This is a genomic window from Paenibacillus sp. FSL H8-0048 (genome assembly GCF_038002825.1).
In the GTDB taxonomy this organism is placed as follows: Bacteria; Bacillota; Bacilli; order Paenibacillales; family Paenibacillaceae; genus Paenibacillus_AQ.
This window is the reverse complement of record NZ_JBBODF010000001.1, coordinates 3653632-3675418: the sequence shown is the minus strand read 5'-3', so window position 1 is coordinate 3675418 and position 21787 is coordinate 3653632. Positions and strand designations below refer to the sequence as shown.

At 51.9% G+C, this 21787-nt stretch carries 18 protein-coding genes; 14 read left to right on the top strand and 4 right to left on the bottom strand.

All coding sequences use genetic code 11. The features are described 5' to 3' along the window. Positions 1-17: 17 nt before the first annotated feature. Positions 18-452: a stalk domain-containing protein gene (locus NSU18_RS15560; RefSeq protein WP_341014478.1), complete on the bottom strand. Its 435-nt coding sequence runs from the start codon at positions 450-452 to the stop codon at positions 18-20. A 222-nt stretch (positions 453-674) separates the two neighbouring features. Between NSU18_RS15560 and NSU18_RS15555 the strand changes: the two genes are divergently transcribed. The 4 genes from NSU18_RS15555 (at position 675) to NSU18_RS15540 (ending at position 6100) form a co-directional block, all read left to right on the top strand. Next, positions 675-1832 carry a 5-methyltetrahydropteroyltriglutamate--homocysteine methyltransferase gene (locus NSU18_RS15555; protein ID WP_341149450.1) on the top strand — a complete coding sequence of 386 codons (1158 nt, stop codon included), beginning with the start codon at positions 675-677 and terminating at the stop codon, positions 1830-1832. A 655-nt stretch (positions 1833-2487) separates the two neighbouring features. After that, on the top strand, positions 2488-3555 hold the full coding sequence (locus NSU18_RS15550) for an ABC transporter substrate-binding protein (protein ID WP_341149449.1): 1068 nt from the start codon (positions 2488-2490) through the stop codon (positions 3553-3555). After that, positions 3542-4324, top strand: coding sequence for a (2Fe-2S)-binding protein (locus tag NSU18_RS15545; RefSeq protein WP_341014474.1), 783 nt, complete (start codon positions 3542-3544; stop codon positions 4322-4324). The genes NSU18_RS15550 and NSU18_RS15545 overlap by 14 nt, the downstream gene beginning before the upstream one ends. A 51-nt stretch (positions 4325-4375) precedes the next feature. Beyond that, positions 4376-6100: an AraC family transcriptional regulator gene (locus tag NSU18_RS15540; protein WP_341149448.1), complete on the top strand. Its 1725-nt coding sequence runs from the start codon at positions 4376-4378 to the stop codon at positions 6098-6100. A 30-nt stretch (positions 6101-6130) separates the two neighbouring features. Here the strand turns inward: NSU18_RS15540 and NSU18_RS15535 are convergent, their stop codons facing one another. Beyond that, on the bottom strand, positions 6131-6562 hold the full coding sequence (locus NSU18_RS15535) for a DUF6442 family protein (RefSeq protein ID WP_341014472.1): 432 nt from the start codon (positions 6560-6562) through the stop codon (positions 6131-6133). Continuing rightward, entirely contained in the window at positions 6559-6765 is a 207-nt protein-coding gene (locus tag NSU18_RS15530; protein WP_036693024.1) for a helix-turn-helix transcriptional regulator, read from the bottom strand. Before NSU18_RS15530 ends, NSU18_RS15535 begins: the two co-directional genes overlap by 4 nt. A 152-nt stretch (positions 6766-6917) precedes the next feature. Between NSU18_RS15530 and NSU18_RS15525 the strand changes: the two genes are divergently transcribed. From NSU18_RS15525 to NSU18_RS15495, 7 genes are all read left to right on the top strand, one after another. After that, a complete protein-coding gene (locus tag NSU18_RS15525; RefSeq protein WP_341149447.1) occupies positions 6918-8669 on the top strand; it encodes an ABC transporter ATP-binding protein in 1752 nt (583 codons plus the stop codon). Next, positions 8666-10420 (top strand): ABC transporter ATP-binding protein, encoded by a 1755-nt coding sequence (locus NSU18_RS15520; protein ID WP_341149446.1) that lies wholly within the window; start codon positions 8666-8668, stop codon positions 10418-10420. The genes NSU18_RS15525 and NSU18_RS15520 overlap by 4 nt, the downstream gene beginning before the upstream one ends. Before the next feature lie 73 nt (positions 10421-10493). Further along, a complete protein-coding gene (locus tag NSU18_RS15515) occupies positions 10494-12041 on the top strand; it encodes a GGDEF domain-containing protein (protein ID WP_341149445.1) in 1548 nt (515 codons plus the stop codon). Beyond that, positions 12031-12969 (top strand): phosphotransferase family protein, encoded by a 939-nt coding sequence (locus NSU18_RS15510; RefSeq protein WP_341014468.1) that lies wholly within the window; start codon positions 12031-12033, stop codon positions 12967-12969. The genes NSU18_RS15515 and NSU18_RS15510 overlap by 11 nt, the downstream gene beginning before the upstream one ends. Before the next feature lie 212 nt (positions 12970-13181). Next, the gene (locus tag NSU18_RS15505) at positions 13182-14039 is read left to right on the top strand and encodes a hypothetical protein (RefSeq protein ID WP_341014467.1); all 858 of its coding nucleotides are present in this window, start codon (positions 13182-13184) and stop codon (positions 14037-14039) included. Between the two features lie 45 nt (positions 14040-14084). Then, on the top strand, positions 14085-14693 hold the full coding sequence (locus NSU18_RS15500) for a hypothetical protein (RefSeq protein ID WP_341014466.1): 609 nt from the start codon (positions 14085-14087) through the stop codon (positions 14691-14693). A gap of 182 nt (positions 14694-14875) precedes the next feature. Then, positions 14876-16045: a DUF4317 domain-containing protein gene (locus NSU18_RS15495; RefSeq protein WP_076158698.1), complete on the top strand. Its 1170-nt coding sequence runs from the start codon at positions 14876-14878 to the stop codon at positions 16043-16045. A gap of 221 nt (positions 16046-16266) precedes the next feature. Here NSU18_RS15495 and NSU18_RS15490 read toward each other — a convergent pair whose 3' ends face one another. Further along, positions 16267-16869: a DUF4304 domain-containing protein gene (locus NSU18_RS15490; protein ID WP_341014465.1), complete on the bottom strand. Its 603-nt coding sequence runs from the start codon at positions 16867-16869 to the stop codon at positions 16267-16269. 153 nt (positions 16870-17022) lie between these two features. On the opposite strand from NSU18_RS15490, the gene NSU18_RS15485 reads away from it, so the two are divergent. From NSU18_RS15485 to NSU18_RS15475, 3 genes are all read left to right on the top strand, one after another. Further along, the gene (locus NSU18_RS15485; RefSeq protein ID WP_341014464.1) at positions 17023-17754 is read left to right on the top strand and encodes a hypothetical protein; all 732 of its coding nucleotides are present in this window, start codon (positions 17023-17025) and stop codon (positions 17752-17754) included. Between the two features lie 365 nt (positions 17755-18119). Continuing rightward, positions 18120-20378, top strand: a complete 2259-nt coding sequence (locus NSU18_RS15480) for a hypothetical protein (RefSeq protein ID WP_341014463.1) — start codon at positions 18120-18122, stop codon at positions 20376-20378. After that, positions 20375-21784, top strand: a complete 1410-nt coding sequence (locus NSU18_RS15475) for a hypothetical protein (protein WP_341014462.1) — start codon at positions 20375-20377, stop codon at positions 21782-21784. The genes NSU18_RS15480 and NSU18_RS15475 overlap by 4 nt, the downstream gene beginning before the upstream one ends. The last annotated feature ends 3 nt before the right edge of the window (positions 21785-21787 follow it).

Here is a 21787-nt window from a genome sequence, read left to right as displayed (position 1 = left end):
GCACTGCTCCGTCTGCCTTATTTCATAGCTTCAGCAGGCTTCATGTACATGGTCACTACCGTATCCGCCACATAAGTGCTGCCATCGTAAAGTGCCGGAGCCATGCTCAGGTTGACTGTTTTACCGTCGACCATCATTTTTTTCGACCCGATCATGACCTTAATCATCTTGCCCATCGGCTTTATGCCGTCATCTATCATCTTGCCGTCATCCGTCATCTTGCCGTCGTTCGTCATCTTGTCCATATACATCAGCGAGACGGAGCGGTCTTTGCTGTTCCATTCAATGCTGTAGCCGTACATCATGGCCGCCTGTCTTAGGTTCATCAGTTCCATGCCGTCCTTCTTCATCGTCTTGATGCCTGCCGCTGCGCCGGAGATGCCCGACACTGCCAGAGAAAGTGCCAATACTGCCGCCATCATGAACCGTTTGCCTGCTTTGCTGTTACCCATGCTAATCACGCTCCATTTCTTTGTAGTGGTTACATGGAACAGAATAAACGGGAGAGCTTACGATTCTCTAAGCGAAATCTTACGATTGTATTACGGCAGCGCAAAAAGCGTATAACTTCTTCCTATAGCCAGGTATCAAGTTTAAGTGTTACGTCCCTGATCGTTCTCCATGCTAGAATTTATACACAAAGACAGAACAGTGGAACTAGAGGAGGACTAATCATGTGTGATAGATTTCAGATCGTAGGCAGCCTGCTGCGCCCGGCGGAGCTATTAGAATATAAGCAGCAAATCGAACACCGGGACGATATCAAGTATCCTTTTTACGAGGACTTCCAGGGTTATGAGCAGTGTGAAGCGAAGGCGATTCAGACGGTAGTCGGGCAAGCGAGCGAGAATGGGCTGACCATTCTGACGGATGGGGAGTACTCCAAGTCGATGTGGCATCTGGACTTCGTGTGGGGCTTCCAGGGGATTGAGCGCTATATCGCGCCTCACGGGTATTTCTTCAGAGACATTGACGGCACCTCCAAATATGAGACGCGAAAAGACATCGGCCTCCGCATTACAGGCGAACTGGGCGGCAAGAATCACCACTTCCTTCAGGCTTACCGCCAGCTTCAGGAGCATGCCGGAGACCGGGAGACGAAGCTGTGCGTGCCTTCACCGTCCCATATCTTCGGAGAGCTGTCCTGGTCGGATAACCTTGGCGGCGAGGGTGCAGTGTACCAGAACCGCGATGAGCTGAAGGCCGGTCTGGTGACGGCGTATAAGGATTTTGTTGGGGAATTCGCAGCCGCTGGCGGCAAAATCCTGCAATTCGACGACTGCCTCTGGGAGCTGTTCGCGGACGATAATCCGAATTCGCCATTTACCGGTGAGGCAATCAACCATGAAGAAGTACAGAGTCTCGCCACAGAGTTCATCGACATTAACAACACCATTATTGATTACGGACATAGCTTGGGGCTCCTGATGTGGACCCATAACTGCCGCGGCAATTATGATTCCCGGAATATGGGCGGCGGCTCTTATGTGAAGATTGCCAACCTGTTCCTGAAGCAGCTGAAGTATGACCGCTTCTTCCTGGAGTGGGACGACGAACGCGCGGGCTCGCTGGAGGCACTTGCCGTGTTCAAGGATAGACCGGAGACGGAGATTGTACTTGGCTTGCTGTCTTCCAAAACCAGTACGCTGGACGATGAGACCCGTGTCCTCCGCATGCTGGATGAAGCGTCCACGATCATTCCGAAGGAGAGATTACTGCTCTCCCATCAGTGCGGCTTCGCCTCCTGCGACGGTGGGAATGAGCTGACGGAAGCAGAGCAATGGGCGAAGATCAGACAGGGGCAAAAGATTGCCCAGGAATATTGGGCTTAACTTCATTAATAATTAGCAACTGTTCATAAAAAGCAAGCCCGTATCTGGTAACCGGATGCGGGCTTGCTGCTGTTTAGGAGTTTCTCTGAACGAGGAGCAGATGGAATGTATATGAAAAACCGAATAGAATGTGACGGGCGAAGGTACCTAGGCCAATTGTATGCGGAAAACCGAATACAATGGGGGCTGCTGCGAGAATCGTCGCGCCATCTCCACAGCCAGTAACATTTATAGAGAAATCCTGCAGGAAGTGCAACAATACTGCCTCATAGATACGGTCTATGCTGAAATCCTGCAAGAAATGCAACAAATTCAGCGCTAATCTGCTCTAAACACCGAAAATTGTGCAAATAATGCAACATTGTACTCCAGCCAGTAATAGGTAAGGAGGAATCCTGCAAGAAGTGCAACAATTCGCTATACAAGCGGCTGGTGAGAGAAGGCATCAGCATCCTTCACCCGGCAGGGTGATTTCCTCATGTTCCCGTCTATATCACCTGCTATATAAACACCCTAATAGCAACCCATGTCGCATTTATCCGGCTGCAATGTCGCAAAAGTACATGGAAACAGAGGCAGCAGATCGGATATACTCGCTTTAACAATTATGATAATGAAAATCATTATCATATACTACATAACAGGGGGAGTCAGCGTGAACAGAGCAACACAGAAACAAGAGGCCGGCAGGAAGAAATTTGCCGCCCCAAAATTAGGACTATTCATGGTATGGATGCTGGCGCTGGTACTGGTAATGACAGCTTGCGGATCTGGAGGAGGCGCTAATGCAGGTGCAACCGCACAGCCGTCTGCGTCAGCGGAGCCGTCTCCATCGGCTGAAGCACAGGCGCATACATCGCCGGAGGCACAGGCTACAGCAGCCTACCCGGTTACCCTTAAAGATATGAAAGGTGAACATACGCTGACGGAGAAGCCGAAGGTGATCGCTGTACTTGACGTGAAATTCGCCGATCAGCTGATCGCGCTTGGAGAGAAGCCGGCAGGCAGCGTGGTTGCCGGAACCAAGGACGAGTTCCCGGAATATCTGAGTGCTCAGATGGAGGGTGTGAAGGTCCTGGGTACACGCGATGAGCCCAATCTGGAGGCAATTGTGTCGCTCAACCCGGATCTGATTCTGATGACAGATTTTCAGGAAGAAGCTTATGAGAGCGTAAGTAAAATTGCGCCTACTATTGTCCTGGACTTCTATGAGGATTGGCGGGATACGCTGGCTACCATCGGTACAATTACAGGTAAGCAGGCAGAGGCCGAAGTGGTGAAGAAGGCCTATGAGGACAAAATCACCGGACTGCGTGAGCAGCTGTCGGCGAAGCTGGGCGACGAGACGGTAGCGCTGATTCGTCCGAGACCGGAAGGGATTCGGGTACATGGTCCCGAGCACCGTACGGGAAGTATTTTGTATGAGGATCTGGGATTAAAGGCACCTGCGTTCGTTCAGGCGATCAAGGATGATACCTCGGTTGAAATATCGATGGAGACTGTCTCTGATATCGGGGCAGACCGCTATTTCCTGCTCTCCGATGATCTGTTCGCCAAAGAGGCAGAGGCTCTGGCCAGCAGTCCAATCTGGAAATCCCTTGATGCAGTGAAGAATAACCGTGCCTATGATGTGAATTCAACGCTCTGGATCGCGTATTATGGTCCCCTGGCGATCAATATTATTGTAGATCAGGCCTCGGAAGCGCTGCTTGGAGCTAACTGAGATGGACCTCTATCTGTCGTCGGCCCTCTGGAGGGAACTGGCGGAGGATTACCGGATGAGGCTGGGGGAGCCGCCGGCGGACAGCATCCGCACCATCGCTCTGAGTGAGCTGCAGGACGAAGCGGTATGCCGCGAATATGTTAGCTGGCTTAAGGATTATATCGGTGCGCCGGACACGCAGGTTGCCGCTTCCATGCTGGCCAAGCGGATCGGCTATCTGTGGATCGCGCCAATAGTGACCGCCATGACCGTTCATAATCGTGAAGTGTTCTTCCCGCTGGACAGAAGCTTCCTCTATCATCCGGCTTCTATAGAAGAGACGACCTTCCCTTTCCTGGCGGTGGACGGCCTTCAGTCATCCTCACTGGCGGGTGATCGGGGAGTGTGGCGAGAAGCTGTTGTACAGGAGAATTTTGCGGTACGGCTTGCACCGCTGCTGCAGATGCTTGCCACCGTTGGACCCGTCTCCATGGCCGTGCTGTGGGAGAATATTATGGTGCGTATTGCTCCGCTGTATGCGCCCGAATCAGGTCAATCCAGCGAAGAAAGGCTGTGGATTCAAGAGGACTTTTCGTTTCTGACCCGGACGGCTCCCGGCGCATTGTTCGGCGCAAGACGTAATCCGTTCACCCGGTTCACCGAGGGGAATGACGAGGCTCCGGTTGCGAAGAGCAAGCGCATTACGTGCTGCTTTTACTACCGGATGTCGGGGGAATATTGCAGAAAGTGCCCGAAAATTGACAATGAGAATGAATCTCAATTAAAATGACAGCAGGTCTATCCGTTTAGCAAAGGATACTGTTGTCAGGAGATGAGAGAAATGCCGCAACAAGAACAGGCAAGTCTATGGAGCGATACGGCGGTCAAGATGCTTGATGTGTGCAGTGGTACGGTTCCGCCCGGTGGTAGTGTGAGCGAAACGGAACTGGCGGCAAATCAGCTGCTGCTGGCCATCGGCGGGCAGGGAGGGCTTGTGATGAATGGTGAAGGCTGCCATGTCCAGGCCTCTTTTGCTTGTCATGCCGTCAAGGGATCAGCCTACACTCTGAGTGCGGGATCAGACAACATTCATTATACAGCTATTAGCTACAAAGCCATTCCTGTGGCGGGAGCCGCCCATGTGCTCTTCCCGCAGCACAATCACCCGCTGCGGACTTCGTTTGTTCATCATTCTGCGCCGCCGGCGGAGCTGCATATGACAGCGGAGAGAATTGCAGCCAAATGGAGCCGGGGAGAAGGGCTGGAACGCTTCTATGCCAATGCGCTGCTGCAAGGTATGCTGTGCGAGCTTATTATGGAGCATGAACGTGGTCAGGGCGGCAGAGAGCCGGATATGGTGGGGGTTGTTACCGCCTATATCGAAGGGCATTATCGTCAGGAGCTGGGGCTTAAGGAGCTGGCCGCACTGGCCGGATGCGGCGTGCGGCAGCTCCAGCGGCGGTTCAAGCAGGAGAAGCGGCTCGGCCCGATGGAATACGTGATTCAGCTGCGGATGCAGAGCGCAGAGCGGATGCTGCGTTACACGGACGCTTCCATCGGCGAGATTGCTGAGCGGACAGGCTACCGCGACATGTATTATTTTAGCAGGGCGTTCAAGAAGCATTATGGAGTTCCTCCACAGCTCTACAGGCGTACTGCTGCTTCAGCTCCAGCTGCGCTCTCCGCTCCTTCGGGGAGGACAGAGCGCTTGGCCTCCCCGCACGGATCAATACAGGGCCCGGTAATCCCCCATCTGCGCGGCGAATATCTTGTCACCTCTGCTCCGCAGCGGATCGCCGTGCTTGACGTCCAGTATGCTGACCATTTACATGCCCTGGGGATGTCCCCCGCTGGAAGCGTAGGCTTCGGAAGCGGGGCGCTGAATTTCCCGCCGTATTTCCGGGAGAGATTAACGGCAACGGAAATGCTCGGCACGTATGAATACCCGGACTTACAGGCTGTAGAACGGCTGCGCCCGGATCTGATTATCTGCACCGAGGTGCATGCTCCGCACTATGAACGCTTAAGCCGGGTAGCACCTACGGTTATGTTCAAGCGCAATGAGAGCTGGCAGACAATTCTGCGCCGGTTCGGCGAACTGACAGGCAAGCAGGAGGAGGCAGAGCATATTATTGCTAATTATCTCCGCCGTACAGCTTTGCTGTCCGCAGAGCTTGCTCCGGTACTCGCGGGTAAAAGCGTGGCACTGATCCGTCCGCGCGAGTCCATCGTCCGGGTACACACGGCTTCTCACCGTACAGGCGCTGTGCTGTACCGCGACCTTGGTCTGCCTGCTCCGCGATTTGTGGCCGAACCCGCCTCCGACACGGCCTATCATATTTCCGTGGATAGACTTCCTGCAGTGCACGCCAACTACTACTTTTTGCTTAGCGGTGAGAGGATGCAAGAGGGGATATCGATGACAGAACAAAGCGTGAGGGGCATGCTAGGTGCAGACCAGCGGCAGCTTATATACCCGGTAGATGCGGCTACCTGGATCGGCTGCTACGGACCGACTGGCATCAACTGCATTCTGGATCAGGTGGCCCAGGCCTTACTGGCTTGAGCAGATCACGGCTGCGAGAACGGCCGCCAATCACATCTCCCGATCATACTTGAACCGGTAATAGACGCCGTACCCAATCGTGAACAGGTAGCCGAATACCAGTAACAGCACCACGGTGAGATCGGTCTCCATTAAGGCAAGAGCCAGCATCAAGGCCCCGAACACAAACACCATCATGTCATAGGCCTTCGCCTTCGCCCGGTTGGCAATGGTAACATTACGTTCATCGTTCTTGTTGATCTCTACCTGCTTGGCGGCGGCAGGGTTACTCTTCAACGCTTGCCGGCTCATGATCTCTCCCACGCCACTTCCGAACATGCCGGAAGCAAGCCCGATACAGACATAGGGCAGTGTCCGCAACACCCCCTCCGGCTCATGAACCGTTCTAATAAGGTACAGACTGCCTGCCAGCAGGACTACACCTGTAATAACCAGAAGATAAGCGGTGACGGATTTCTTCATGAATTCTCTTCCTCCTCATAAATAAAAATCTCCTCGATGCTCAGTCCGAAATAACGGGCGATCTTAAACGCCAGCAGGATGGACGGATTATAGCGGCCGTTCTCCAGTGAACCAATCGTCTGCCTGGATACCTCAAGCGCTGCTGCTAATTCCTCTTGCCTGATCCCGCGTTGCTTGCGTAGTTCTTCCAAACGGTTGTTCATGGAATCACTCTTTTCATGGAAAGTTAACTTTACATGGAGAGTGTATCTCAGGATGATCTAAATGTAAAGTTAACTTTCCGTTATTCGATGAATCGAGAGGTTGGTCACTCCCCATATACGAACATCCGTGCTACAATATTCCTTGTGAATATATGGAAGGCGGTGGGGCTGTGACTCCAGGGCAGTGGGTGTTCAAATTCATACGGATGCACAAGCTGGTATTTGTATGCGGTTTCTTAGTAACTACGTTAATGACCTTAGTGAACCTGATGTATCCGTTCCTGGGCGGACGGCTGATTAATATCGCTTTTTATGACCAGAATCTGAAGGCCTTCCTGAAGCTGTGTCTGATCTATGCCGGAATTCTCCTGTTCAATCAGTTCATTGTGGCGACGCTGAACAATCTGATCTCCTCCCAGCTGATGACGGGGTTCGTGTTCGATATCCGGCGGGCGCTATTCCGCAAGATTCTGCATCAGAAGGGGAAGGATCTCTCCGGGATGTACAGCGGTGATCTGATCAGCCGGATGAACCGCGATGCCAAGGACATTATGAATCTGCTCTTCTGGAGCGGACTGTGGGGGTATTCCAATCTGCTGCATATCGTGTTCGCCGTGGGCTTCATGTTCTATTATCATGTCCTGCTGGGATTGTTCACGGTGGTGCTGGTGCCTGTCGTGTTCTTGGCTTCGAAATATTTTAAGCAACGGGCGCTTAGCGTGAACCGGGATATGGCGGCAGAGCAGGGGAGGCTCTCCTCGTACTTATTTGAAATTGTGGCCAATATGCGGGAGATCAAGCTGCTGAATGCCGGGAGGCGGGTAACCCGCACCTATCTCAGAAGGACCGTCTCTATCCATCACAAGCATGTGGACAATGGAAGAATTGAAGTAACCACCGAGCGGGTGAACGCATTCATCACGCTTGCTGCACAGCTGCTGCTGTTCATCATCTGTGCCCGGCTGATTGTGAAGGGGCAGATGCAGCTTGGTGTTTTTGTGGCTGCCGCCAGCTATTTCAATATGGCTGTGACTTACTTCAGCTCGATAAGCGGCAAGATTACCGATACCTGGGGCCAGAGCGTGTCCTTGCAGCGTGTGGCGGAACTCCTGAATGAACAGGAGGAGGACTACAGAGAAGACCTTCTGCCCACACTGGTTAAGGAGGGGACGATTGAATTTCGCAATGTCAGCTTCGGATATACGAATGAGAGGCGGGTGCTGGACGGGTTCAATCTCCGTGTGGAGGGAGGAAGCATCGTCGGCATTGCCGGAAGGAGCGGAGCCGGGAAAACAACGCTCGGAAGCCTGCTTTGTAGCCTATATCCCGTTGACGGCGGCGAACTTCTGATTGATGGCCGCAACGTGAACGAATATAACCTGCACAGCTTGCGGAGTCAGGTGGGTGTGGTTCATCAGGAGACGGTTCTGTACGATAACACGCTGCGGTACAATCTGTCTTTTACGAATAACCGTGATCAGGACAGTCTGTTACTCGAAGCACTTAAGAGAGCTGCGCTGCATGAGCTGGCCCAGAATCTCCCGGACGGACTCGACACAGTGCTGGGGACTTCCGGGCAGGAATTATCGGGCGGCCAAAAGCAGCGGCTGGCTATTGCACGAATCCTGGTCAAGAATCCGAAAATTCTGGTCTTCGATGAAGCGACTTCGTCCCTCGACAGCAAGAATGAGGCGCTGATCCGGCAGATGACCGGTGAGCTTGGGCTAGACCGGACGCTGATCATCATCGCCCATCGGCTGTCCACGCTTAGAGGCTGTGACCGGATTGCAGTGCTGGAGGATGGAAGGGTCACAGGCTACGATACGCACGAGGTGCTCATCAGAAGCAACAAAACATACATAGAACTATTTAGCGAACAATCTGCAGGAGGCGAAGCGGTATGACCATGACAAGATGGGCCGCCTATAAGGCGCTGACTCAGGGAATGGAAGGTGTCCGTAAGCCGCTGCTGGCGCTCGCACTGTTCAAGCTGTGGAATCTGGTCTGCGGACTGCTCCCGTTATTCCTGTACTCTATGCTCGTCAACCGCGTGCTGGTAGAGAAGCGTATGAATGAGCTATGGCCCGTTATCGCGGGATATCTGGGAGTATTCCTGCTTACAACGGCCGGGATTGCGGTCAGCAGGCGCTACGCCAACCAGTTGCTCCTGAAGTATGACCTGAGGCTTAAGCGCAAGCTGCTGAATAGAGTGAGCAGCCTGGATTATGAGGAGTATAGCGGGTACAGCATTGGTGATCTGAAAAGCCGGATCGAGCAGGATTCAGCCGCCGCCGGACGGTTCTTCACGGTTCATCTGTTAGATTTCAGCTACGCTGTCCTGTATGCTGCTGCGCTTGCTGTGATCCTTGTAAGCTATGACTGGCGGATTGCCCTCCTTAGCTTCGTCTTCGTTCCGGTCTCCCTGCTGACAGTGAATGTCCTGGGCGAGAAAACAAGGAAGGCGGGGGAGGAGCTGTGGAGGCTGCAGAACGGGTACGAATCCTTTTTACATGGGAGTCTGCAGAACTGGAAGGATATTAAGACCAATAATCTGGAGGAGGCCCAGCTAAAAGAATTGAACGGGCATTATGCAGCCATCCGTCCGGTGTGGTTCCGCAGCCAGCTCTATCAGCATCTGGGCGTTACGTATTCGTTCTTCACCAAGAACTTCATTACCCAGCTGTTCATCTATTTCATTGGCGGACTCTTCGTGATTCAGGGCTACTCGGAGGTCGGTGTGCTGCTGGTGTTCATCAGCTTCTACGGGCAGTTCTTCGGGTTCATCGAGACGATCAGCAATGGCCTGATGAATTACAAGAATGATTCGGTGAATATCAGTAAAGTGATTGGACTGTTGCAGGCAGAGGCGGACCAGCGGCCTTACAAGCGCATTAGCGGACAAGAGATTGAGGTTCGAAATTTGCAGTTCCGCTATGAGGGGAAGACCTCCTTCGCACTGGACGGGATTTCTTTCTCGGTGGGGAAGGGGGAGCATCTAGCCATTGTGGGGCAGAGCGGCAGCGGTAAGTCAACGCTTGCCAGGCTGCTGACTGGACAGATGAAGCCTCAGGGCGGGAGCGTCCGCATCGGCGGCACGGATGTGCATGCGGTGAACAGCGGGAGTGTGGCGGCCAAGGTGAGCATCGTGGTGCAGGAGCCTGTTCTGTTCAATATGACGATCCGGGAGAACCTGCTGCTGGCTGGGGACGGGGCGACGGAAGCAGAGCTGATCGCCTGCTGCCGCAGCGCCAATATCTATGACTTCGTTGCATCGCTCGAGCAAGGGCTGGATACGGTTGTCGGGGAGAAAGGAATGAAGCTCTCCGGGGGCCAGAAGCAGCGGCTGTCGATTGCGCGGACACTGCTGCAGAAGCGGGATATTATTATTTTCGATGAAAGTACAAGCGCCCTGGACCCTGAGAATGAGAGCGGCATTAGGAAGGAGCTGAAGCGTCTGTCTGCCGGAACTACCATGATATCGATTGCGCACCGCCTCTCTACGGTTCAAGACTGTGACAAGGTGCTGGTTCTGCAAGCCGGGAAGGTGTCAGCCTGCGATACCCATGCTAATCTGCATGGCCGGAATGAAGCCTATGATCTGCTGTTCCGCAGCCAATACGCCGCCTTAAGCAATACCACAGAACTTGTTCATTGACGGCGTCTCCGCCCGGTAATATATTAAAATTAAGATTTAAGTTGTCCGTGACAGACTGTAGAGGAGAAGAGATATGAGCCCGACCCATGTGTGGATACCTGTCGTATTTTATTGGCTGCCGATGCTCTTCTTTTTCTACATGGGAATGGATGTGCTGCTGCGTAACCCGCGGAAGGTTGAACATCGTCTGGTAAGCGCTACGATTCTGTGCTATTTCCTGATGTTCCTGGAGGAGTACTTCCGGTATATGCTGCCGATTGAATATAGTCCGGTGCTGGCTGCGGTCTGGTTCGCCAATGTGGGGATCTTCATTCCAGGGCTTGGCTTCCATCTGATTGCCCGGTTAATCGGCCTGCAGAAGCGGATGTCACGGCCGTGGTATCCTTATCTGTTCCATATCCTAACGCTGGCGATCCCGGCAGGACTTATTGGTCAACGATCCTATACCTCTGCCCAGTTGTTCATGGTATCCGGGGTCTGGAAATGGCCGTTAGCCAATTCTGCCTACTACGGGACCTTAACGGCAAGTCTGCTGCTTAGCTTCATCCCCATCGTCATGCTGCGCAAGGCGCGCAAATGGAGTGCCTCCGATCCTGACTATCAGGAGCATGACGGTATCTTCAAGCTGCTGGAGTACGGCTCCTGGGTGACGTTCCTCTGGGTAGCAGTATTCGGCTATTTCCGCTTCAATGAAGTGCTGCCGCCTTATACGTATATCTACGGAGGACTGATCTGGTGCTTCGTGCTGCGCCTGTCCATGCAGAGGTATGAGTTCCTTAATCATGCGGGACAGCGCTATAAAAAAATGTTCCAGATTAACTCGCAGGCTGCGCTGCTTGTCTCGTTGTCCGGGAGCATCATGGAAGCGAATCCGAGTGCCGGCAGGATGTTCGGCCGTCTGCCCCTCGGGAAGGCAAACCTTGCCGATCTCGGCGGTGCTGAGATCGTGACGAAGCTTCAGGCGCAAGAGGATATCGGCGAGCTGGAAATGGTGCTGCACAGCGGGGACAGTCAAATCGAGGTGATGATTAACGGGGATTACGTAACCGTGGATCATGAGCCTCATGCCGTGCTGCTCATCCGTGACATCCGGCTGCGCAATCAGCATGTAAGGCAGATTGCCTTCATGGCCTATCATGATCCGCTTACCGGGCTGCCGAACCGCAGACAATTCTACGACACACTGGAGGAGACTCTTGCGGAAGCAGAGCGCAGCGGCGGGGAAGTAGCCATCCTGCTGCTGGATCTCGACCGGTTCAAGCAGGTGAACGACCGCTGGGGGCATGAGGCCGGAGATCAGATGTTATGCAAGGTAGCGGGCATGATCCATCAGCTGGTTCAGCCGGACGGGCTGGCGGCCCGCTTCGGCGGTGACGAATTCGTGCTGTTCTGTCCCGTGGGCGGGGACGGGCTGGCCGCCGCAGAGCTGGAGCACCGGCTGCTGGCGGCGGCTGCACAGGCCACGCTGGATTATGAAGGCGAAGAGCTGAAGATCGATATGAGCATCGGCTTCAGCTTGTATCCGCAGGACGGAACGGCCCCGGACGCGCTGCTGCGTCAAGCTGACAGACGGATGTATGCGATTAAGCGGGGAGAGGCGGAGGGTAATCATGAGATTTGAGCTTGGCGGGGGGAAGGATTTCATTGAGGAGACTGTGCGGCAATTCCTGTCTGATAAGGCAAGGGTCCTTGATATCGAGAGCACCCGATTGCATTCGGGCTATCAGGCTGTAGACTTATTCCGGCACCGGATTCTCGTGGAGAGTGAAGGCAGACAAGAGTACAGCTCTGTGATTACCAAAATGGCAAGTGGAAATGAACGCCGGGTAATGAACCGGTTATTCGATCAGGGGGCTAATGTCCCTTTTAATAAAGCGGGTGATCTGAATTCGGACCATCGGGCGCTCCTGTGTATTCAGGATGTAGATTATAAGACGAATTATCAGAATCTGGATATCGGGATGCTTCAGCACAAGGAAATGCAAGCACTGGCTTATATTCATAACCGTAATCGTGGATTGCAGGAGGAGTTATCCTGGCTCCCCCGGATTAACCGTGCGTACATAGAGACTATAATTGATGGAGTATGGCGGCCAGCATGGGAAGAGACCCAGCACAATGAACGGTTCGTGGAGACGTTCGGGACGTATATATCTGAGGTCAATGCCATATCGGAGAAGATCGTGGACGAGCTTGAAGCCCTCTGGAAGGATGAAGCCACTCACACGCTTATACATAATGATCTAAATCCCGGAAATGTACTGGTACACAATAATGATGACGTTATGTTTATTGACTGGGAAGAAGCGCGGTACGGCTCCCTGTTCCTGGACATCCCGATGCGAGTTGACCGGTCTCAAGCTGGAGAATACCGTGAAGTGCTGGCTTCGCTGGGATGGGTGCTTCCTGCAAATACGTTCGAACAAAGATATCGGGCCGCTTCGCGGTATCTCGGCCTGCGTTATATGACTTGGAGCTTGGGGGCTTGGCTGCAGGACTCTGGTACTGAGGGCGGGCTGCGGCGATATTTGGATATGGTTATTGTGTAGTTGGTATGTTTTGATGTAGGTGTAGCCTTTTCTGTTCAATGGCAGAAAAGGCTTTTTAACATTTCATAGAAGTAGAAATATGGAATTTTTGTGTAATTTATTACATTTATTGATTTTTTATGTATGATTGTAATAGGAGGTAATCTCATTTTAGTTAAGATACTCGTTAATAGTTTTGTGCCTAAGTCTTATGAAAATTAGGAGGGGTATTTATGAAAAAAAGTTTAAAAATGTTTTCTGGATTCTTGGTAATTATAATGTTATTTGTTTTCGCATTCCCGGCAAATCAAGTAAATGCTGAATCGAACCCTTTAGCATTAGAGAAGCTGGCACAATTAAGCAGTGATAATCTACTGGATACCCTCGTTGATAACGGGCTGATCTTGCCTGAGGCATTAGAACAGAATGAATACACTGAGAATGCTGTGAAAACAATAGTTGCTGACATTGAGCGGGGAGTAGTAAGCGCGGACCACATCCCATATAATTATACAGAGCTAGCTGAGTTAACTAGGAGGATTCTCAATATCTCATCCTCAAGCAGCTCTGCTAAAGCAAGCTATTCATTAGTAAATAGCACAGTGATAGGATCATGGTCGAACAGTTATACCGGATATAATTGTTATGGATATTCTATTGGAATGCATGTATTTCAAAATCCGGGCTATCATTCCAATCAGGGTTTCAGCATGAGCTTACCTATAGCTAGTATGGCGGACTTAGTTGTTGATGATTTGAATGCTCTTGGATATTGGGGTTATAAAACAACCACAAAACCATCGCCACTAGCTAATTATCAAAAAGTAGTTGCTATTAGAAAAGGCAGCGTAGATTATCATTTTATGAAAGGTGATCTATCAGGTAACGATTGGACACATAAACCTGGGGGGACCAATCCTTTAAGATGGAATTATTCGTCCCCAGGATATACCACCTGGACAAATGAATATTCTGTAAATAATATAAGTTACCCAGGGGACATAACATACAATAGCTCAATTTATTATATTATATATTGGGCAAAAAACGGTCCTGGGCCCCAACCTAACAAGATGGAGCCTGCAATCTGATTTTTAATTTTCTATTATCCCAATTGAATAGAGGAGGTGCTGAATATGAGATTCAACAAAATCAAAGTTGGCAGATTAAGTTGGGGATTTATTTATGTAGTCCTTATGCTGGCTCTGATTGGCACCGGGTGCTCGCTCAATACGGAGGAAGAAGTGAAGGAACTGAATACTGTTGATGTGCCTGCAGACGAAATAATTGATATTTCATGGAATGCAGGGTGGTCGCCAGCAATCAGCGTGACTCCAGGCATTCTGTTTGAGCTACGCGGCAATGATGATGTTATCTATGAATTATCTGGGGACACTGCTTACTTATGTGTTGATGCTGGGGGGAAGCTCGAAAGCCTCAGCAAAGGAGGGAACATAAAGAAATCTGGAGATCGCTTCTACTGGAACTACCTCTACGGAGACCCGCAGAAACAGCCTGGTGATATTGGAGACTCATGGATCAGCATTATCCGCAAGGAGGAAAATTATCGCACCGGCTGGGTCTTGATTAAGATAACCTCAGGAACAGACAAGACAGCAGAGAGGGAGAATGGATTGTTCAAAGCTGAAGTTATGGCAAGCCTGGAATTTCCCCAACAGGACGGTAATTACCAGGTAATCTCGGATAAGAATCTGCTGGACCTTGAAGCCGCCTACAAAAAATGAATAAAACTGATAAATAAAACCCCTTCTGGCGAAGGGGTTTTATTTATCACCAACGTTGAGAATTCACCTCCATTGAGGTGAGGCGCTGAATCGGAATTTTCAACTGCATGGAGAACGTACGTGCTATAATTAAGGAAGCTATTGCCTGACCAATTCATTTCATAGGAGCTGTGTCACATACCATGATCAAGAAAGAAGCCGCACATATACGCAAGCAGTTCAAGATGGACCATGATCAGCTGAATCTGTACGATATTCTGAATGTCTATATTATGAAAGAAACGAACGAAATCTACCACTTCGAGCGCCAGCCGTTCGCCATGCTGGAACGCGAGAAGCAGGAGCTGTATATGAGCAACTTCCGGAAGCTGCTGACGGGCGAGCTGGATCAGAAGCTGTTCGAGCTGAAGTTCCTGGAGGAAGCGGAGGAGCCGTCTCAGGTGATGCTGCACCAGGGACTGATCACCGGTGACCCGGAGGAGTGGCAGGACCTGATGCTCATGCTGGTGGACAAAATGCTGGTGGACGCCAAGTATGAGAAGGATGCAGTGGTCACGTTCGTGCGGGGGCAATACTTCCGGCCGACCAAGGCGCGTAATGACGAAGCCGAGGAGACCGGGAAGGACGAGGTCTTCGCGCATCCGTTCATTCTGTGCAGCGTGAATTCCACGGAGCAGCAGCGCAAGACGCTTTTATTCGATTATGTGGAGCGGGAGTTCAAATACAATATCATGGTTGATCCGATCATCAAGCTCAGCACGCCGGAACAAGGCTTCTTCTACCCGAGTGTGACCGACAACTATTCGGATATCAACCGTGTGCTGTACTGCACGGGAAGCGCGAATAACCCGAACCCGCAGTTCATTGAGCAGGTACTGAATGCGGAGCGGTCGGTGACGGCGCTGGAGGAACGGTCTATTTTTGAAGACATTGTGAAGGAAGTAGCGGGCGAACAGATCGATGTGGCGACCATTGCCCAGGTGTACGAGGAGATTCATCAGGTGATTGAAGACAACGCGGAGGAGGAAGAGCCGCCGAGACTCGATTACCGCGATGTGGAGCGTGTGCTGAAGGCCAGCGGTGTGGAGGATGTGACGGCGGAGAAGGTAGAGCGTGCATTCGAGACCATTGTAGACAATAAGCACTACGAGATGAAGGCCAGCAGTGTCATCCCGAAGTTCACCTCCAAGTCGATCAAGATCGATACGAAGGTCGCGTCCATCACGATCAGCCCGCAGGACCTGAGATATGTACGGCAGGTGAACTACCAGGGCAAGCGCTGTATCATGATTGAGATTGATGAGGATGCGGTGATCGAAGGCTTTACGTTGCTGACGGAGAACTTATCCTAATTTTGAAAAAGGGCTATCCCGATGTCTCCTCAGAGAGCGGGGAGCCCTTTTTGTGTAGGGCCGGTACGAGAGCGAACGGCCCAACCTATGCCCATGAAAATGAGTAGTAAGAGTTTATCGCAGGTTGTACCAAACGTATTTTCACAGAAAACCAACCACAATTGGACCGTGTGCGCTGGGTAGGCGAAATGTAATCGGAAAAGCGACTAGAATCTCCTGCGCTAGGAAGAGCTTCCGTATTTCTCCCAGACCGCTGCATATTTCTGCTCCCAGATTGCCCAGCGCTTCTCGGCGCCGTATTTCGCTTGGAGCTGCTTCAGGTACTGCTCCGCAGTCTCAGTATCCCCTGTATCCAGCAGGAACCCGAAGGTCTCCTCACTTAAATGCAGTGCTGTCCGCTGCATATAGTATTCAACAATGGCCCTGGCATCGGTTAAGGTGTACAAGAATTGAAGCCCCTGATCCAAGTGGAGCAGCAGGTCTGCCGTGAACTTGTCCACATCTACCTCCGGCGTCAGGAAGTAGCGTTCCGGGGCGGCGGGGACGATTTGGTTGATTCGGGCATAGAAGTGAGCCAAGCCCAGAGACTTAGCAGGCCTATATTGCGCAAGCTCTTCGGAATGAAGATTGTAATTCACATAGAAGCTGAGTTGCTTGTGTGTATTGTACTGGTATTTCTGAATATTGATTTTATAGCTGAACTGACCCTCTGTTTTGTAGAAATTCAGATCTTTTGTACGATAGCCCTGTGCGGAGAAAAAAGGCTTAACGTCCTGCTTGATGATCTGCTTGAACAATTCCTTCATATCTAACAATTCCTGCATAGTAAGTAATCCTCCTTCACTTGGGGTGATCATAGACTGCATATTATAACATGTCGGCTGACAGCTATAATGTACTATAAACAAGATCGCCTCAAATGACTTCTTTCTGGGTAAATATAGAATAGGAGGCAGGAAAGGAGAAGGAAGTAAGTGATGAAAAATCTTAAAATTCTGCTGGGTGTATTTGTATTCGCCGCCGTTATGGTAGTGCTGTTCGGGTGGGGAGGGCCTATTGTTCTAAAGTTATTCCTACATAATGATTATGCGAGAAGTGTTATCTTGCTGGTGGTGTTCAGTCTGGTTGTGTTCGGTAAGCGGATGAACTGGTCGAACGGTCTGGTCATTGTTATTGCCTTGTTCTCCTTCTTCGGCATGTTCATCGACTCGGCGGGCAATCCGGTCTATAACAAGCCGCTGGAATGGATCATCTCGCCGTTCGGACAATTGCAGGTGGACCGGCATGTCACTAATTATGCGCCGGGGCAGTTCTCCATTACGGAGAACGTGAGCATTCTGAAGCCGGACGGCGAGGTTACGCGCCTCAGTACCGTATGGTTATACCTGTACCGCTTAGCCCAGTATATGGTGCTCTATTCGATTGTCGGCACCTTGCTCGCAGCGGTCCGGGGAAGTAAGCCGGAGCGCTGGCCGGTGCCTGCCGCGACCGTAGACGAGACGTTGACACCGCATATGGAGCAGCAGGTAGCTGCAGAGCTGAAGCGCCGGGAGGCTGCAAGCACTTCACTGAAGGTCGTTCCCGAGGAAGTTCAGGAGCATGTCCGGCAGCTAAAAAAGGATGGACAGCTCATTCTGGCCATCAAGCTGGTCCGTCAGCATACGGATATGCCTCTTGGTGAAGCCAAGCGGTATGTGGAAGAAATGTAGAGGATTATTTAGCAGCCCGTTCTGTGCCATCGGCAGAGCGGGCTTTTTTGATAGAATTTATATGTTTTGGGGTCCCCGCAAAGTACCTGAGTCACCACCTACGCTAAAGCCTCACTTTGTGGGGTTATTTTGCGCGTATTTGCGTCTTTTCACATCATGCAAGGACTTAATACACATTTATTAGCGAAAAACCTGAAGATATTTTGTCGAATTAGTTAACTAAATCGCGAAAAATGTCGATAAACCAGTATGGAAAACTAATGCTTGCTAATGCCGGGCATGTGCAGAGCGTGTGCAGCATGTTCAGAGTTTTGCGGAAGCGTTATCAATATTATGGAAATGGTCATTCGACAAGGAGGAAAGCGATGTTTAAGAAATTGGGGAAGATCGGGCTGGCTGTGGTATTGGTGATTGGGCTGCTGCCCATGATGTCACTCCGTGCCTATGCGGCGGTGGCGTCATTCAATGAAGCGGCTGATTTTGTCATTGAGCCTCCGGTTACGTATTCGGCGGGCAAGAACCTGGCGGATGCGCAGGGTCTACAGGATGGAAGTACGGCGGTGCTGCTGAATTCATTCGTCTATCAGGGGAATTCTTACACGGCCTCTAATTTCTTAAGGGTCTATAACAGCGCAGGAACGCTTTTAACGGACGTTAACCTGGGCAATCTGATGGACACCTATTACAAAATGACGTATGTGAGTATGCTTGCGCTCAATAACGGCAATCTGCTGATTATGTATAGTAAAAGCGACTCCAGCGAGTACAACCTGCAGCTGGGCACAGTTACCGAGAGTACACCAAATGCCTATTTCATGGTGCTGGATAAGAACGGCCAGAAGGTGACCGGCCAGACCCGGCTGAATACCTTCAGTGCGGCCAGTCTGCCGCAGTTAACGCGCTTTATATCTGCGGCTGAGCTGTCTAACGGCGATATCGCTTTTTCCTGGCAACGAAATGATAATGTAAGCACGGTTACCCGCGTATTCACTGCTGCCGGCGTACCGGTGTCAAGCGAAACCCTGCTGGTAGATGCTAATGCGAGCATGTCTTACGTAGCTGCCGGTGACGGCGTGTATATGGCGGCTTACAACTCAGGACCCTCGAACGATAATATCTATCTGCGGTTATTCAATAACAGCGGAAGCCCTATAACCACGATTAATGTCGGGGCGAGAACGAATGAGAAGCAGCTGTATCTGTCTACGCTGAGCAACGGAAATTTCATGTTCAGTCAATATGCCTGGCAGACCGGAATCACGAGTGTCTCCTTATATGACAATGCAGGTGTCAGCCAAGGCGGATTTACCGTAAATGGTTCTCTGGGTGAAGCATCGGCTGCTATGTATAAGAAAGGCACACTGCCGGGATTCGTTACGGTAAGCACGGACGCTGCGTCGAATCAGGCTATTAATGATGCCTATAACTACGGCACAGAGTGGTCGGGGACCCAGTACGCCTACCTGAATTACTATGACAATGACGGGACCCTGCTGTACACAACGGATCAGCCAGTGGATTCGGCTCCTGCTGTATTTCAGGGATACGATGAAGACAGCTGGATGTTCAATGTGGAATATTATGCGAAGTTCGCCGTATATCCGGCCTTCGGCGACAAGATTGTTTTTATCACAACAGATAATACAGATGCCACTCATTACCGAATCACCGGCAAGCTGTTCAACAGGGTGGCCTTAACTCCGGTTGTGCTGCAATCGGCTGTAGCGGACGGTGTGCCGGGAACCACTACTTCAACGAAGATTGACCTGACCTTTGATGCTGCGATTGCCGGATTGACAGCAGACGATATCACCATTACAGACGGCACAGGCTCTGCGGTAAAAGGGTCCCTGAGCGGTTCCGGGACCGCTTGGAGCCTGGCGCTTACTTCAGTGACCGGCGAGGGCGCTGTATCCGTGGCTGTGAATTCGCCAAGCGGATATACGGTTAGCGGTTCGCCGCAGACAGCAACTGTATCGCTGTTCAAGCCAGCGCTGGAGCCGACACCGGCAGCGGTGATTGACTACGCAGCCGAGCAGCTAAGCGGTCTGACGGCGAATGGCACGTATACTGTGAACGGTACGGCGGTAACCGCGACTGCGGCTGGTACCCTGGCGCTGGAGCAGAGCTGGCTGGGTGAGTCTCTGAGTATTGTGAAGCAGGGGAATTCTACGACAACTGTAGACAGTGCGGCGCAGGTGCTGGTCATTCCATCCCGTCCCGCGGCGCCAACAGGTGTGACGGCAACGGATGAACTGGCGATAGATGCGGACAACGGTACACTTGAGAATGTGACTTCAGCGATGGAGTATAAGCCAAGTACCGGTGGAGTATGGACCGATGTGTCCGGTTCAACGGTGACGGGACTGGCTCCGGGTACGTACGAGGTCCGTGTGAAATTGACGGCGTCGTCTTTTGTATCGGAAGCGCATAGTGTAACGGTGAATGTGTATGTGCCAACGGCAGAGGCTACCCCGGCAGCGGTGATTGACTATGGGGCCGAGCAACTGAGCGGTCTGACGGCGAATGGTATGTATACCGTAAACGGTACATCGGTAACGGCGACTGCGGATGGTACGCTTGCGCTGGAGCAGAGCTGGCTTGGAGAGTCCCGAGTATTGTGAAGCAGGGGAATGCATCAACAACGGTAGACAGTGCGGCGCAGGTACTGGTCATTCCATCCCGTCCGGCAACACCGGCTGGTGTGACGGCAACGGATGAACTGGCGATAGAGGCGAACAACGGTACACTTGCGAATGTGACTACTGCGATGGAGTATAAGTTAAGTACCGGGGGAGCATGGACGGATGTGACCGGTACAACGGTAACGGGGCTTGCTCCGGGTACGTACGAGGTCCGTGTGAAACGGACGGCGTCGTCTTTTGCCTCCGAAGCGCATAGTGTAACGGTAAATACTTATGTGCCAATGGTAGAGACAACCCCGGCAGCGGTGATTGACTATGGGGCCGAGCAGCTAAGCGGTCTGCTGGCGAATGGTCTGTACACGGTGAATGGTACGTTATCGATACAGGCGGATTCGGCGGGCAAGCTTGTGCTGGATAGCTCTTGGCTGGGAACCACCCTGAACCTTGTGAAGCAGGGAAATGCGTCCACGACGATTAACAGTGCGGCGCAGACCTTGACCATCCCTGTTCGTCCGGCAGCACCTTCCGGAGTAACAGCAACGAATGAGACGGCGATTAACGCGAAGAACGGTACGCTTACGAATGTGCCTCCGGACATGGAGTACAAGCAAGGTGCCGCAGGCGTATGGACGGATGTAACAGGTACAACGGTGACGGGGCTGGCTCCGGGTACGTACTACGTCCAGACCAAGGCGACTTTGACGGCTTTTGCCTCGGAAGTACACAGCGTGAATGTGGTTGCGTATGTAGCGGTACCGGAAGCCACACCAGCAGCGGTCATTGATTACGAAGCTGAGCAGCTGAGCGGTCTGACGGCAAACGGTACGTATACACTGAACGGTACGTTGACCGTAACAGCAGATGCAGACGGTAAGTTGGCGCTGGATAGCGCTTGGCTGGGCAGCTCCCTTAGCCTAGTGAAGCAGGGGAATGCGTCAACTACTATAGATAGTGCGGCGCAGGCTCTGACTATTCCTGCCCGTCCGGCAGCACCTGCCGGAGTTGCGGCAACGGATGAGACGGCAATTAACGCGAAGAACGGTAAGCTCACGAATGTAACAACAGCCATGGAATATAAAAAAGGTTCAGCAGGCGCATGGACAGATGTCACAGGCACTAGCGTAAGCGGGTTGGTCCCGGATACGTACTCTGTCCGTACGAAGGGGACGGTTACAGCTTTTGCCTCGGAAGCACAAGCTGTAACGGTAAATGCCTACGTACCAACACTGGAAGCCACGCCAGCAGCGGTCATTGACTACGAAGCTGAGCAACTGGGCGGTCTGACGGCAAACGGTACGTATACACTGAACGGTACGTTGACCGTAACAGCGGATGCAGACGGCAAGCTGGCGCGCTGGATAGCGCTTGGCTGGGCAGCTCCCTGAGCC